16 protein-coding genes are annotated in these 12685 nt (G+C 68.7%); 9 read left to right on the top strand and 7 right to left on the bottom strand.

Annotated features, from left to right (window positions below; translation table 11 throughout):
- From ACWJ6R_RS18185 to ACWJ6R_RS18170, 4 genes are all read left to right on the top strand, one after another.
- Positions 1-960, top strand: a 960-nt coding sequence (locus tag ACWJ6R_RS18185; RefSeq protein ID WP_449063363.1) for a reverse transcriptase domain-containing protein, incomplete at its 5' end; no start/stop codon positions are given.
- 292 nt (positions 961-1252) lie between these two features.
- On the top strand, positions 1253-2626 hold the full coding sequence (locus tag ACWJ6R_RS18180) for an IS1380 family transposase (protein ID WP_449063362.1): 1374 nt from the start codon (positions 1253-1255) through the stop codon (positions 2624-2626).
- 245 nt (positions 2627-2871) lie between these two features.
- Positions 2872-3981: a hypothetical protein gene (locus tag ACWJ6R_RS18175; protein ID WP_449063361.1), complete on the top strand. Its 1110-nt coding sequence runs from the start codon at positions 2872-2874 to the stop codon at positions 3979-3981.
- 99 nt (positions 3982-4080) lie between these two features.
- Entirely contained in the window at positions 4081-4572 is a 492-nt protein-coding gene (locus ACWJ6R_RS18170) for a hypothetical protein (protein ID WP_449063360.1), read from the top strand.
- Positions 4573-4768: 196 nt separating this feature from the next.
- Here ACWJ6R_RS18170 and ACWJ6R_RS18165 read toward each other — a convergent pair whose 3' ends face one another.
- Positions 4769-4894, bottom strand: a complete 126-nt coding sequence (locus tag ACWJ6R_RS18165) for a hypothetical protein (RefSeq protein WP_449063359.1) — start codon at positions 4892-4894, stop codon at positions 4769-4771.
- 119 nt (positions 4895-5013) lie between these two features.
- On the opposite strand from ACWJ6R_RS18165, the gene ACWJ6R_RS18160 reads away from it, so the two are divergent.
- From ACWJ6R_RS18160 to ACWJ6R_RS18145, 4 genes are all read left to right on the top strand, one after another.
- Positions 5014-5349: a transposase domain-containing protein gene (locus tag ACWJ6R_RS18160; RefSeq protein WP_449063358.1), complete on the top strand. Its 336-nt coding sequence runs from the start codon at positions 5014-5016 to the stop codon at positions 5347-5349.
- 135 nt (positions 5350-5484) lie between these two features.
- Positions 5485-5685, top strand: coding sequence for a hypothetical protein (locus ACWJ6R_RS18155; protein ID WP_449063357.1), 201 nt, complete (start codon positions 5485-5487; stop codon positions 5683-5685).
- A gap of 15 nt (positions 5686-5700) precedes the next feature.
- The gene (locus ACWJ6R_RS18150) at positions 5701-6048 is read left to right on the top strand and encodes a hypothetical protein (RefSeq protein WP_449063356.1); all 348 of its coding nucleotides are present in this window, start codon (positions 5701-5703) and stop codon (positions 6046-6048) included.
- A gap of 61 nt (positions 6049-6109) precedes the next feature.
- A complete protein-coding gene (locus ACWJ6R_RS18145) occupies positions 6110-6499 on the top strand; it encodes a hypothetical protein (RefSeq protein ID WP_449063355.1) in 390 nt (129 codons plus the stop codon).
- A gap of 124 nt (positions 6500-6623) precedes the next feature.
- Here ACWJ6R_RS18145 and ACWJ6R_RS18140 read toward each other — a convergent pair whose 3' ends face one another.
- From ACWJ6R_RS18140 to ACWJ6R_RS18125, 4 genes are all read right to left on the bottom strand, one after another.
- The gene (locus tag ACWJ6R_RS18140; RefSeq protein ID WP_449063354.1) at positions 6624-7328 is read right to left on the bottom strand and encodes a class I SAM-dependent methyltransferase; all 705 of its coding nucleotides are present in this window, start codon (positions 7326-7328) and stop codon (positions 6624-6626) included.
- Between the two features lie 175 nt (positions 7329-7503).
- Positions 7504-9093 carry an MDR family MFS transporter gene (locus ACWJ6R_RS18135; RefSeq protein ID WP_449063353.1) on the bottom strand — a complete coding sequence of 530 codons (1590 nt, stop codon included), beginning with the start codon at positions 9091-9093 and terminating at the stop codon, positions 7504-7506.
- A gap of 141 nt (positions 9094-9234) precedes the next feature.
- Positions 9235-9876, bottom strand: coding sequence for a TetR/AcrR family transcriptional regulator (locus ACWJ6R_RS18130; protein WP_449063352.1), 642 nt, complete (start codon positions 9874-9876; stop codon positions 9235-9237).
- A gap of 172 nt (positions 9877-10048) precedes the next feature.
- Positions 10049-10651: a hypothetical protein gene (locus ACWJ6R_RS18125; RefSeq protein ID WP_449063351.1), complete on the bottom strand. Its 603-nt coding sequence runs from the start codon at positions 10649-10651 to the stop codon at positions 10049-10051.
- 230 nt (positions 10652-10881) lie between these two features.
- On the opposite strand from ACWJ6R_RS18125, the gene ACWJ6R_RS18120 reads away from it, so the two are divergent.
- Positions 10882-11760 carry a hypothetical protein gene (locus tag ACWJ6R_RS18120; protein WP_449063350.1) on the top strand — a complete coding sequence of 293 codons (879 nt, stop codon included), beginning with the start codon at positions 10882-10884 and terminating at the stop codon, positions 11758-11760.
- A 19-nt stretch (positions 11761-11779) separates the two neighbouring features.
- On the opposite strand, the gene ACWJ6R_RS18115 is transcribed toward ACWJ6R_RS18120, so the two are convergent.
- Positions 11780-12166, bottom strand: coding sequence for a hypothetical protein (locus tag ACWJ6R_RS18115; protein ID WP_189239950.1), 387 nt, complete (start codon positions 12164-12166; stop codon positions 11780-11782).
- 2 nt (positions 12167-12168) lie between these two features.
- Positions 12169-12582: a hypothetical protein gene (locus tag ACWJ6R_RS18110; protein ID WP_449063349.1), complete on the bottom strand. Its 414-nt coding sequence runs from the start codon at positions 12580-12582 to the stop codon at positions 12169-12171.
- Between the last annotated feature and the right edge of the window lie 103 nt (positions 12583-12685).

The raw sequence follows: 12685 nt of genomic DNA, 5'->3' as shown, positions 1-12685 counted from the left end.
GAACCGGTCTTCGAAGCGGACATGGCCGACTGCTCCTTCGGGTTCCGCCCGAGGCGGTCGGCGCACGACGCCCTGCAGGTACTCGTCGACGAGTGCTATCGCGGGCGCCGGTGGGTGGTCGAGACGGACATCGCCGACTGCTTTTCGGCGATTCCGCATGAGGAGTTGATGCAAGCGGTCGAGGAGCGCGTCTGTGACCGGTCGGTCCTGAAGCTGCTGAGGGCGATTTTGCGCTCGGGAGTGATGCGGGACGGGCAGGTCCGGCGGCCGGTCACCGGGACCCCGCAGGGCGGGGTGATCAGTCCCGTGTTGTGCAACGTCTACCTGCACCGGCTTGACCGGGTGTGGGAGGACGGGGACGGGGCGCTGGTGCGCTACGCCGACGACGTGGTGGTGATGTGCTGGTCCCGTAGCCAGGCGGTGCGGGCGTTGGAGCGTCTGACGGTTCTGCTGGCCGGACTCGGCCTGGAGCCGAAGGCGGCCAAGACCCGGATCGTGCATCTGGAGGTCGGTGGTGAGGGCCTGGACTTCCTGGGTTTTCATCACCGGCTGGTCCGTACGACGGGCCGCGACGGCAGGCGGCCGACCACTTTCCTGGCCCGCTGGCCCGCCGACCGGGCCATGCAGCACGCCCGAGATCGGATCCGGCGGTTGACGGACCGGTCCCGGTTGCTGCTGAGCCCGGAAGTGATCGTGGAGGACGTCAACCGGTTCCTGCGCGGCTGGGCCGCCTATTTCCGGTTCGGCAATTCCTCCCGGCACTTCGGCAAGATCAGAGAGTACGCGGTGATGCGGATGGCGCTGGTCATCGGCAAACGACACCACCGCTCCCGGAGGTTCGGCTGGTCGGTCATCGCCTATCAGTCTCCGAATCGGCTCGGGCTGGTCACGCTGTCGGGAATCGTCGTCGCGCCCCGGCCCTTCCGGGACTGGCGGGGAACGCCGAATGCCAGGCGGTGAACGACGTCGGTGAGCCGTGTGCCGGAGAACGGCATGCACGGTTCGAGGTGGCGGGAGCTGGAGACGGAGCGAGGAACCTGTTCATGGTCACTGGGGTGGCGCACCCGTCCGGGAAACCGGCGGTCATGAAGGCTCCGGGCCCTACCGGCAGGAGAAGCCACCGCGCCAGCTCCCGACCCTACACGGTGAATTTCGCCGAGCTTGATCGTTTACATGAGAAAAGTGCCTGTGACCTGCAAGGATCGGACTTGTCGAAGGTCCCGTCCCCACCAGTTCACGAGGCACTTTTCACGTGAAGACTACCGCTTCCCACCGCAAGATCACCGTGTCCGCCGACGGCTCGGGGCTCGTCTCCCACACAGGCGCTCTGCTCCTGCTGGAGACCCTGCGCGTCACCGGCCTGGACCACGCCCTATCGAAGCACCTGCAGCGCTGGCGGCCCGCCCGCGCGATCCACGATCCCGGCAAGACCATCGCCGATCTCGCGCTCACCCTCGCCCTGGGCGGTGACTGCCTGGCCGACCTCGCCCTGTTGCGCACCCAGCCCGACCTGTTCGGCCCCGTCGCCTCCGACCCCACCGTCTCCCGGCTCATCGACCGGCTCGCCGCCGACTCCACCCGAGCACTGAAGGCGATCCGCGCCGCCCGCGCACACGCCCGCTCCCGCGCCTGGCACCTGGCCGGACCCGCCGCTCCCGGCGCCGACGGCGAGCTGATCCCGATCGATCTCGACGCCACCGTCGTCATCGCCCACTCCGACAAACAGCACGCGGCCCCGACCTGGAAGAAGACCTTCGGCTTCCACCCGATGACGGTCTTCGCCGACCACGGCGCCGGCGGTTCCGGCGAACCCCTGGCCATCATGCTGCGGCCCGGCAACGCCGGCTCCAACACCGCCGCCGACCACATCACCGCGGTCCGCCTGGCCCAGGCCCAGCTACCGGCGCACCTGCGCCGCCGGGTACTGATCCGCACCGACGCCGGCGGCGGCACCCACACGTCCCTGTCCTGGCTGAGCAGGCCCGGCCGACGGCTGAGGTACTCGATCGGCTTCACCCTCACCGACGACATCCAAAACGCGATCCTCGCCCTGCCCGCCACCGCGTGGACTCCCGCCTACGACGCTGACGGCCAGGTGCGGCCCGGCGCCTGGGTCGCCGAGATCACCGGCCTGCTCGAGCTGACCGGCTGGCCGGGCGGCATGCGCGTCATCGTCCGAAAAGAACGCCCGCATCCGGGCGCGCGAGTGCGCTTCACCGACTCGGGCGGACACCGCTTCACCTGCTTCGTCACCAACACCAAACGCGGTCAGCTCGCCGACCTGGAGCTGCGGCACCGCCGCCGGGCCCGCTGCGAGGACCGCATCCGCTGCGCCAAGGACACCGGCCTGGCCAACCTGCCGCTGCACGACTTCGCCCAGAACCAGATCTGGTGCGAGCTCGTCGCGCTGGCCTGCGAACTCCTGGCGTGGATGCAGCTGCTCGCCCTGGACGGACCCGCGCGCCGCTACGAGCCCAAACGCCTGCGGCTGCGCCTGCTGGCGGTGGCCGGGCGGCTGGTCCGCGGGGGACGTCGCGTCCGCCTGCGCCTCGCCGCACGCCGGCCTTGGGCGATGCAGATCATCACGGCCATCGCTCGCCTGCGGGCTCTGCCTGCGCCGACTTGACCAGCGGAAACCCGTGTCCACGACGAGCAGGAGGAATCCAACGGGCCAGTGGAACCCCGCCCACCTGGTGCGACAGCCGGGTGATTGCGCTGGTCAGGTCGCGAAAACACACCGTAGCCGAACGCTTCAGCCGAGCACGCGAAGATCGTGAAAGATCGAGGCTAAACGGCATCGGGCCACTTTGGGTAACGACATTGATCTTGACGGCAGTGTAAATCGACTGCAACTATGATCAAGATAAAGCCGTGCGCGAGATTGTCCTCCAACGCCTCCGCGCACGGCACATCTGTCGATGCATAGGAAGGATACACTTGCGTTCATTGTCACGGCTACTGGTCACAGTTTCCTCAGTAGTAGCGTTAGTAGGCTTCGGAAGCAGCCCCACTATCGCTGCGAGCGAAGAAGGCGCAGCGCAGGCCGCCCCCGAGATGTCTCCCCTGACCACGGGCATCCAGGTGGATGAGGGGAACTCACGCGACGTTACAGATTCCGTCAAGGGGAGTACCGCTCTGCAAAAGTTCGCAACTCGCGCCAAGGGCGGTGCCCCCGAACTTTCTGCGAAAGCCACAGGCGAACTGAAGCAGGATTACCGTGTCCTCGAAGTAGACGTTGAGAAGCTACTCCAAGACTCACAGTGCAAGCAGAGCCCTGATCTTCTGATCCTGCCCCGTGTAGTGACCGGGGTTAGCTACCTCCGAGGAAACCCGGACGGCACGCCGTTGACGGACCCTTGTGAGACGACGGTCATCTGGAATGAGGCAAAGGACCTCACCCAGGACGACTCCCGCTCGAGCGGATCATCTGTCAGGGCAATGGCAGTCGGCGGCACAGCGGAAATGTATTCGCGGTACTGCATTGAAAAACGCGCAGGAACCGTCGCAGGAACCTGGATGCTTGCCTGCTACAAGAAGTGGGTCGAAAAGAACGACGGCAACTCCGCCTGGAATTACTATTCCATCCATGCATGGAATACATGCGGGGCCAACTCAAGCTACTACCTCACTTCGTGTGGTCGCGGTCAGGAGATGACCTCACCTTCCGGCGGACAATGGACGGACTACTCGCCGAAGTCAAGTAGCCCGCCTAACTGTCGGTCAATCAGCTATGGCGTATCTCTGTATACGGTCTCCGTCGGAGGGTCGTACACAAGTTGCGAGGAGCAGAGAGTTTACTACTACTCGAACCCTGGAAAGATGAGTAGCTACTGGAAGGGAGAGGTATTCGAAAACAGTCGATCAACAGAACATCAGGCAGCGGTTAAAGTTCCCCAGAATGCTGGTCGCCCTGAGTGGAGCAACTGGTTCAATACTGATGGGCACTACTGCGTTGGAGGCCTCGGCATTCCCTGCCTGTAGGGTCAGGAAATCAAAGCACATCGCGTGACCTGCGAGAGTCGCCTCGGTTCATTCTGTCCGACCGGGGCGACTCTCGACGCATTCCCATGGAGCGCATGAATGCAAGTCGCAATGAGATTGTCTGCACTGGTGGCATTGGTCGGTGCCGTTGCCGTCGGCTGCTCTACGAATAACGATAGAACACCGGTTCACTACACCGTGACGGAGGAGGTCGCAAAATCTCATTTAAATGAGATCGCCGCTTATGTTTCCAGTAATGGCGTCGCCAGACTCTGTGAACATTTCGGCGCACCTGTGGACGAGTGCTCCAAATGGCTTGATGAGGCACGCGATGACTGCCTGTATCCGGGACCTCCCCCGGTAGTGGCGCGCAGTGCAGAGATCCCGTCCACCAAGGGCCGCTCTCAGGGGTGGGTGTTGGCGATCCAAGGAAAAACGGAAGACGGTCAGCGATACGCTTCAGAGATTGCCGTAACCATGGAAAATGGGCGTCCAGTTGCAAATGTGCCGGTTTACTGGCTTGGGGTCGGCCTCGAGGATTCACCATTCGGACCGGGAAACACTGTGATCCCCAAACCGAATTGCGATTGAGCCGTGACCGGACGGCCGGATGTCGTAATCCACCTGAAGTCTTCGGTCTTGCGTGGTGCCGCGAAGTCATGGCCGACCAAGAGCATCGGCGCCCGACAGTGTGTTGTGCAGCGGTGTTCCGCGCCGTCCCAGGGCAGCTTGATCAGCATGCGGCTTTGCGAGCAGGATGTCAGGAGCTCGGCTTTCCCGTCTCTGATCAACGGCTCGTGGGTGCTGGGACGTCCGCCTTCCGGGAATCGATGATGGCGACTGCCCGGCCGATCAGGATCACCACGCCGACGAGCATCATCGACACACCCGAGAGTTTGGCGAACGCCGCCATGACGTACTCGCCGTCCGGATCGCCGACTCCGGCCGGTGAACCGTTAGTGTCCGCCGGATGGCGGAGTAGATCAAGGCCGGAGGGTCGGGCCCGCTGACGGATCTGGTGGGGCTGGGGCGTTGACGTCGCTGGTACCGAGGCAGGTCCTGGACGAGGCGAGAGAGCTGCACGGATGCCGTGAGGAGCGGGTGCGGAAACTCCCGGCGCATGTGGTCATCTACCTGCTGATGGCGTTGTGCCTGTTCGCGGACGATGACTACGAGGAGGTCGCGGAGAAGCTGACCGGCCTGCTCGCGGCGGTGCCGGGAGGGCGATGGGAGCCGCCGACGCGTGGAGCGGTCACCCAGGCCTGGCAGAGGTTGGGGGCCGGAGCTTCCGTGCCTGGCAGTACGCGTCCTCGACCGGCGCGGCCCTTCTCTGGCGTGTCCAGGCCGGCCTGCATCCGCACTGGTTGAAAGATCTGGACGACGGATCCTGGCTCGCCGTCATCACCAAGCCCACCAAGCTGCGCCGATCGCAGAAGGACCGGCTACGAGAGGATGTCCGCCGTGGCCGTGAGCCGGATCCGGACCTGGCGGTGATCGCGGGAGGTGGTCGACTACGCGGTGCCCGACCGCAGGGGTGAGCACATTCGGCTCATCACCACCATCCTCGACCCGGGCGAGGCGACCGCCGAGCACACCCGGCGCAGCAGCTACCGCGAACGCCGTCCCAGCGACAAGGGCATCCGTCACACGGGACCTCCCACCGTCCAGCTCCTTACGCTGACAAGCCCACGACCAGCACGATGACCTATCTAAACGTCATTGGCCCCCTCCTCGTCGAGTGAGCAGCTGGTCCTCTACCGGAGCGCCCGAGCCGCCGCGGCCGCGCTGGACAGGCTCCGCGCCGACGTACGGCGTTGCACCGAGGACCGGGACGGCTACCGCTACTCGGTCAAGCCGTTGCGCGTCGGGAACGACGCCGTGTGGGTGAAGCACTCCAAGAAGGAGGGGAGGTCCGAGCTCTACGACCGTTTCGCGGTGGTCGCGCGCCGGGGCAAGGCTCTGATCCTCTACACCGTGGACGGCGGGAGCTACACGACCGGATCGCTCACCGGACCGGCGAAGAAGATGGCCGTGAAGGTCTGCGGGATCCGCGGTGTCTGCGGATGACCAGGCCGTGCGGGTGCCGCCGGACGCCCGCGGCGGGGAAATCGTGGTATCCAGGTCGGTCATGCGCTCAGTTCACCTGAACGGCGGGGGCTTCGCCGTCACCGATGACCCGGACGGGGTCATCGATGTCTTCCTGGGTTGTGCCATCTCGCTGGGGGGCGCCTCGGGACGCCCCCTGAGCGTGGAGTTCGCCGAGCGTTTCTCCCCGGAGGGGAGCGGGATGCGTTTCCCCGTCTTCGTGGCGTACCGCGCCGAGGAGCCGGACGACGTCCCCGAGGAGTTCGACGATCAGGTCAGGGCGGAGGTGGGCGCCAAGGAGCTCTGGGTGCTCACCAACCTCTGGCCCGGCCAGATGCCGCGCTCGGTCGTGATCGAGGGTCCCGAGCTGCGGCACCTGCTGGGTGAGGTGCTCGAACTGCGGTCCTCCTGGATCAGGCCGCAGCAGGGGTGAGCCCGGCCTCGGGCGGGCCCGTCGGGTGAGCTCGGTCTCGGGCGGACCCGCTGGGTGAGGAGGCGCTCAGGCGGGCCCGCCGGGTGAGGAAGTGCCCTGGCAGGCCCGCTGGGTGAGGAGGCGCTCAGGCGAGCCGCCAGGCGAGGAAGCCCTCGGGCGCGTCGGCCTGGACGAAACCCGCGCCGGTCAGCTCCCCCTCGATCGCCTCCCACCCGGGACGGTAGGCGTGCCCGGCGATCTCCTCCTCGCTGATCACCCTGTCGCCCTCGGCGATCCGGTAGAGGTAGCGGGCCTCGAACGCCTCCCCGTCCGACCCGAGGACCTCCGACAGGACGGAGTAGGTGTGCCGGCCCACCCGGCGCGATTCCAGCTCCTGGAGAGGACGCGGCTCCGGGGGGCCGCCGGCGCGCCAGGTGAAGACCAGCAGGCCGCCCGGCTCCAGCAGGCTCGCCAGCACCGGCCAGAGCCGCCTGCGGTAGTCCGGCTCCAGGGCGTACATCACGTTGATCATCACGATGGCCTCGACCGGTTCGTCCAGGTCCACGCTCAGTGCGTCGCAGGGGAGCACGGTCACCCGCTCCAGCAGCTCCGGCCGCGAGGCCAGCCGGGACAGCAGCAGCCCGCGCATGCCCACCGAGGGTTCCAGCGCGAAGATCTCCGCCGGGGTCCAGTCGGCCAGCGACGTGGTGACCAGGCCGCTTCCCGCACCGATCTCCAGGATGCTCCGCCGTACCCCGGCGAGGAGCGGGGGAAGCTGCTCGCGGACCCTCGGGATGTGCCCGTTCTCGTGGAACAGGTCGTAGAAGGGGAAGGAGATGAAGTCGCTCATGGCGGGCAACGGTACCGCGCGTCATCACGGCCTGGCCGGACGCCGGAACGGTCTCCGAGGCCGGACCGGCGGGCTCCCGGCACCCGAGATCCCCGCCGGTCCGGCCTCGCCGATCCGGGTGCCGGGGGCCGCTCGGATCGCCGGGGCGGGGCGGGGCCCCGCCCCGGCGCCCGGGTCAGTGGGCCGGAAGCTGCACCGCCTCCTCCTCCTGGGCCAGCCGCTCCGTGCCGGACAGCGTGTTGAGCGGCTTCTCCTTGATGAACAGCACCGCCACCAGCGCGAGCGCGGTCAGCGGCACGCCGATGAGGAACAGGTCGGCGGTGGCCGTGGCGTACACGTCCTGGACGATGCGGACCACGGGCGCGGGCAGCTGGGAGATGTCCGGTACGGCCTGGCTCTCCCCGCCCGAGCCGCCCGCGGCCAGCGGGCCGAGCTTCTCCGTCATCAGCGTGGTGATCCGGTTGGCGAGCACCGCGCCCAGGGCGCTGACGCCGACCGCGCCGCCCATGCTGCGGAAGAAGGTCAGCGTCGAGGTGGTGACGCCCAGGTCGTGCGCGGGCACGTCGTTCTGCGCCGCCAGCACCAGGTTCTGCATGAGCATGCCGACGCCGATGCCGAGCACCGCCATGTAGACCGAGAGCAGCAGCGTGCCGGTCTGCCCGTCGATGGTGGACAGCAGGCCCATGCCGGCGAGCATGACGACGCCGCCGGCCACCAGGAAGCCCTTCCACCGGCCCCACTTGGTGATGAGCTGGCCGGCGACGGTGGAGGAGACCAGCAGGCCGAAGACCATCGGCAGGCTCATCAGGCCCGCGACCGTCGGGGACTTGCCGAGCGCGATCTGGAAGTACTGCGACAGGAACACCGTGCCGCCGAACATCGCCACGCCGACCAGCACGCTGGCCACGGTGGCCAGGGCGACCGTACGGTTCCGGAACAGCGAGAGCGGGATGATCGGCTCGGCCGCGCGCGACTCCACCCAGAGCGCCACCGCCAGGACGGCCAGGCCGCCGCCCACCAGGCCCGCGGTCCACCAGGAGGCCCACTCGAACTGGTTGCCCGCCAGCGACGACCACACCAGCAGGGTGCAGACGCCCAGCGTGATCAGGAAGGCGCCCAGGTAGTCGACCTTGACCTCCTTGCGCACCACCGGCAGGTCGAGCGTGCGCTGCAGCAGGACGATGGCCACGATCGAGAACGGCACGCCGATCAGGAAGCACCAGCGCCAGCCGAGCCACGAGGTGTCGACGAGCATGCCGCCGATGAGCGGGCCGATGACGGTGCCGACGCCGAACACGGCGCCGAAGATGCCGGCGTAGCGGCCGAGCTCGCGCGGCGGGATCATGGCCGCCATCACGATCATGGCCAGCGCGCTCATGCCGCCCGCGCCGAGGCCCTGCACGACGCGGCTGACGATGAGGATCTCCACGTTCGGGGTGAGACCCGCGATCAGCGAGCCGACCACGAACAGTCCCAGGGAGAGCTGGATCAGCAGCTTCTTGCTGTAGAGGTCGGCCAGCTTGCCCCAGAGCGGCACGGTGGCCGTCATGGCCAGCAGCTCCGAGGTGACGATCCAGGTGTAGACGGTCTGCGAACCCTGCAGGTCGGTGATGATGCGCGGCAGGGCGTTGGCCACGACGGTCGAGGCCAGGATGGACACGAACATGCCCACCATCAGCCCGGACAGTGCTTGCAGGACCTTCCGGCGGGAGGTGGGCCCGGGGGGCGCGGCCGAGGATTCGGGCTGCGCGCTGGTGGTGGTCATGCTTCCTCGATCTTTCAGGCAGGGGTCAGGGTCGGTACGGCGTCGGGGACGTCCGCGAGCCCCCGGCGGAGGGCCGGGGCGGTTCAGGGAGTGGGAAGGGAGGTTCGGAGAGGAGATCGGGAGAGGAGGCCCGGCGAAGGGTCAGGGAGTCGACGGCCCGGGGTCGGGCAGTCCGGCGGCCAGCCGGGAGAAGGCGTCGTCGAGCAGGTCGGCCAGGAGCGGGCCGCCGTCCGCGGCGCTCCACCGCACCATCGCCACCCGGAAGGCCGTCAGGGCCACGGCGGTGATGAGCTCGGCATGGCCGTCGGCGGCCGGATTCGCGGCGGTCGGCTCGGGACCGGTGCCGAGCCGTGCGGCGACGGCAGCGGTCAGGGAGCGCTCGGTCTCGGCTCCGCCGGCGACGAGGCGGGGCAGCAGCGACGGGTTCTGTTCGAACACCCTGAGCCGGAGCAGCCACTGCTCACGCTGGTCCTGGATGCTCCCGGCCGCCTCCCGCAGCACCAGGCGCAACGCCTCCAGCGTGGGCACGGAGGCGGGTACGGCCGCCAGCTTCCCGCGCAGCTCGGCCGCCGCCGCCGGGTCTCCGCCGATGAGGGCGTCCTCTTTGGTGTGGAAGTAGTTGAAGAACGTGCGGGAGGAGACGTCCACCGCCCCGGCGATGTCCTCGACGGTGACGTCGGCGAGGCCGCGTTCGGCGACCAGGCTGAGAGCGGCGCGCTCCAGCGCCGCACGGGTTTCGAGCTTCTTCCGGTCTCTCCGACCGAGCTCGTCACTGCTTTCCACGATGGGCAGAACGACCGGGATCGTCAGAAAATTTCAGATCATGCAATGTTTTAGATTGTGAAACGTGCGGGGTCTCCGGGTCGGCCACCGTACGGCCCTGCGAATGAGAACACCGGCCGGGGCGGTTCACGCCCCGGCCGGTGTTCTCTGATCGGTACCGCTGACCGGAGCCCTACTCGGTGCCGGTGCCGTCAGCGGCCTTCCCGCCACCCCGGGGACCGCCGCCCAGCAGGCCGGCGCGGTGCGCCTTGAGTACGGCGTCGGCCTCGGCCTGGGTGAGGGTGCCGGCGGTGACGGCGGTCTTGAGCCGTTCGGCCAGGGCGGTCTCGGCCGCGGCGGTGCGCTGCTGCCGCAGCGTGTCCAGCGCCGCGGTCACCTTGTCGGCGCTCACGCCGAGTTTCGCGGCCAAGGCCTCGGCCATCGCGGTGCGGTCGCCCGGCTGGGCGTCCTTGCCGGTGCCGCGGTCCCCGCGGATCGCCTCCAGCGCCTCGGTGACCTTGGCCTCGTCGACGCCGAGGAGCTTGGCGAGTTCGGCGGCCTGCGGGCCGTGGCCACCGGGCCCGCCATGCCCGCCATGCCCGCCATGCCCGCCGGGCCCGCCGCGGCGTCCGTCGTCGGTCGTGGTGCCGGTCGTCGTGTCGGCCGTGGCACCGGAGGTCGTCGATGAGGAAGCAGGGGTCGGTTCGGCGGCCCAGGCCGCCACCGGCACGACCAGCCCTCCGGCGAGAGCGGTGCCGAGACCGGTGACGACGACCAGGCGCTTGGTGCGGTTCATGACACTCCTTGTTCGGTTTCGCTTCGTTGACCTGCACCGATACTCGGCGGGCCGGATGAGACGCCGATGGCGGGAGTCTGAGAATCCGATGAGGAACCGTCCACCGCGCCGGACGACGGATCTGAGCTGGAAGCCGCCGGCAACCGCAAGGCAACCGTTTCGCACCGTGACAGGTCATGTCCGGAGCGCATCGTCGTGGTTCGACCGCACCAGCCGAGGAGCCCGCCTTCATGCGCAAGCACCATCTGCTCGCCTTCTCCGTCGTCGCCGGCCTGACCCTCAGCGGTCTGGCCGTCCAGCCCGCGTCCGCAGCGGCGGCCCCCGCCGTGGTGGCGGCGTCGAAGGGGCGCCCCGCCCCGGTCAAGTCGGTGACGTTCCGGACCGACGGCGTCGTCGCCGCGGTGGACGCCGCCGCCGCGACCCTCGCCGTCACCGTCCCGGCCGCCGGCGGCACCACCGCCCGGGCCGGTCTCACCGTCGCCGCGACCGCCGCCGTGACCGTCGACGGTGTCGCCGCGACCCTGGCCGAGGTACCCGTCGGCTCCCGCATCAAGGTCACCGGGACCGGCATCAGCGGCACCCGCACCGCCACCAAACTGGTGGTGACCACCACGTGGGCCTTCCGCCAGGAGGGCGTGGTCGCCTCGGTGGACGCCGATGCCGGGACCGTGGCGGTGACGGCGGCCAACGGTGCGGAGAATGCGATTCCGGTGGCGGAGGACGCGGTGGTGCTCATCGACGGTGTCGCCGCGACGGTGGCCGAGGTGCCGGCCGGTGCCCGTATCAAGGTGACCGGCACCGTGACCAACAGCGTCGGGTCCGCCACGGCCCTGACGGTGACGACCACGTGGGCCTTCCGCCAGGAGGGCGTGGTCGCCTCGGTGGACGCCGACGCCGGGACCGTCACCGTGACCCACCTGCTCAGGGGCCGCCTCGCGCAGACCACCATCCCCGTGGCCGACGGCGCGGTCATCACCCTGAACCGGGCCGCCTCCGCTCTGGCCGCCCTTCCGGCCGGCGCCCAGGTCCAGGTCAGCGGCACCGTGACCAACGGCGTCGAGTCCGCAAAGAAGATCACCGCCACCAAGACGGTGAAGCGGCGCCGTTGAGACGGTGCCCGGTCCGGGACTACGGCAGGGAGTCGATCATGACGTGGGGGTCGTAGACGGCCAGTTGCTCGCCCCGGTCCGTCAGGATCGGCCACCGGGTGTTCCGCGCGCACCAGACGACGTGGCCGGCGGTGACGTCCCGTGAGCCGTCCAGGATCTCCGCGATGTCGCCCACCTTGCCGGAGGTGAAGTCGTCGACCTTCACACCGGGCGTCGAGACCAGCTCGAAGAGCTCCACCTGGGTGGAGAGCGGGGCGATGGAGTAGACGGCGGCCAGAGCGGTGGCGGGCACGCAGATGCCGCCGCCGCTGCTCAGGCAGGTGGCGGTGACGGCCCGCGCGTACTTGGTCTTGGCGACGGCGATGTCGATCAACGCGCTGACGTCGAGGACCCGACCGGGAAGCATGGTCAGACCCTCCGGCTCCGGCGCGCGCCGATCTGGCTCCACTCCTGGTCGGAGAGGCGGGGGACCCCGAGCGCGTCGGCCGCGGCGTCGAGGTCCTCGCGGTTCAGATCCCAGCGATGGATCAGGGCGATGACGTGCGGCTTGTTGCCGATCTCCCGCTGTACGGCCGCGCGCACGACGTCGGCGACCCGCTTCCCGTCCGACCTGGCCTTGCGGGTCAGCGCCTCGTAATCGGCCCGGTCCAGCTCGATGGTGACGGAGGTCGGAGAACCCTCGCCGCCGCCGTCGGCGGCGTCGCGGGGCTGCAGGTGGGCCAGCCACATCGGGATCCCCGGCTCCTGCGCGCCGGTGCTCCCGCCGGACCGGGACTCGCCCGGTTTGTCGTCATCACGCCGTGACGGCAGGGGGAAGGCCATGTCATCGACAGTAGCCCCGAATCCCCGCCGCGGCAGCCCTTTCCAACGCGGGCGACTCCGGGTTCAGCCGATCGGGAGGGTGGGGGGCGGCGGTGGGGGCGGT

Source organism: Planomonospora algeriensis (assembly GCF_977012225.1).
Note: the sequence above shows the minus strand (reverse complement) of the source record. Positions and strands in the feature narration are given on the sequence as shown.

Coding starts and splice junctions, on each gene's coding strand:
- ACWJ6R_RS18170 (WP_449063360.1), top strand. CDS start 4,081: ATGCAAGTCGCAATGAGATTGTCTGCACTGGTGGCATTGGTCGGTGCC.
- ACWJ6R_RS18165 (WP_449063359.1), bottom strand. CDS start 4,894: ATGGCGGCGTTCGCCAAACTCTCGGGTGTGTCGATGATGCTCGTCGGC.
- ACWJ6R_RS18145 (WP_449063355.1), top strand. CDS start 6,110: ATGCGCTCAGTTCACCTGAACGGCGGGGGCTTCGCCGTCACCGATGAC.
- ACWJ6R_RS18140 (WP_449063354.1), bottom strand. CDS start 7,328: ATGAGCGACTTCATCTCCTTCCCCTTCTACGACCTGTTCCACGAGAAC.
- ACWJ6R_RS18135 (WP_449063353.1), bottom strand. CDS start 9,093: ATGACCACCACCAGCGCGCAGCCCGAATCCTCGGCCGCGCCCCCCGGG.
- ACWJ6R_RS18125 (WP_449063351.1), bottom strand. CDS start 10,651: ATGAACCGCACCAAGCGCCTGGTCGTCGTCACCGGTCTCGGCACCGCT.
- ACWJ6R_RS18120 (WP_449063350.1), top strand. CDS start 10,882: ATGCGCAAGCACCATCTGCTCGCCTTCTCCGTCGTCGCCGGCCTGACC.
- ACWJ6R_RS18115 (WP_189239950.1), bottom strand. CDS start 12,166: ATGCTTCCCGGTCGGGTCCTCGACGTCAGCGCGTTGATCGACATCGCC.
- ACWJ6R_RS18110 (WP_449063349.1), bottom strand. CDS start 12,582: ATGGCCTTCCCCCTGCCGTCACGGCGTGATGACGACAAACCGGGCGAG.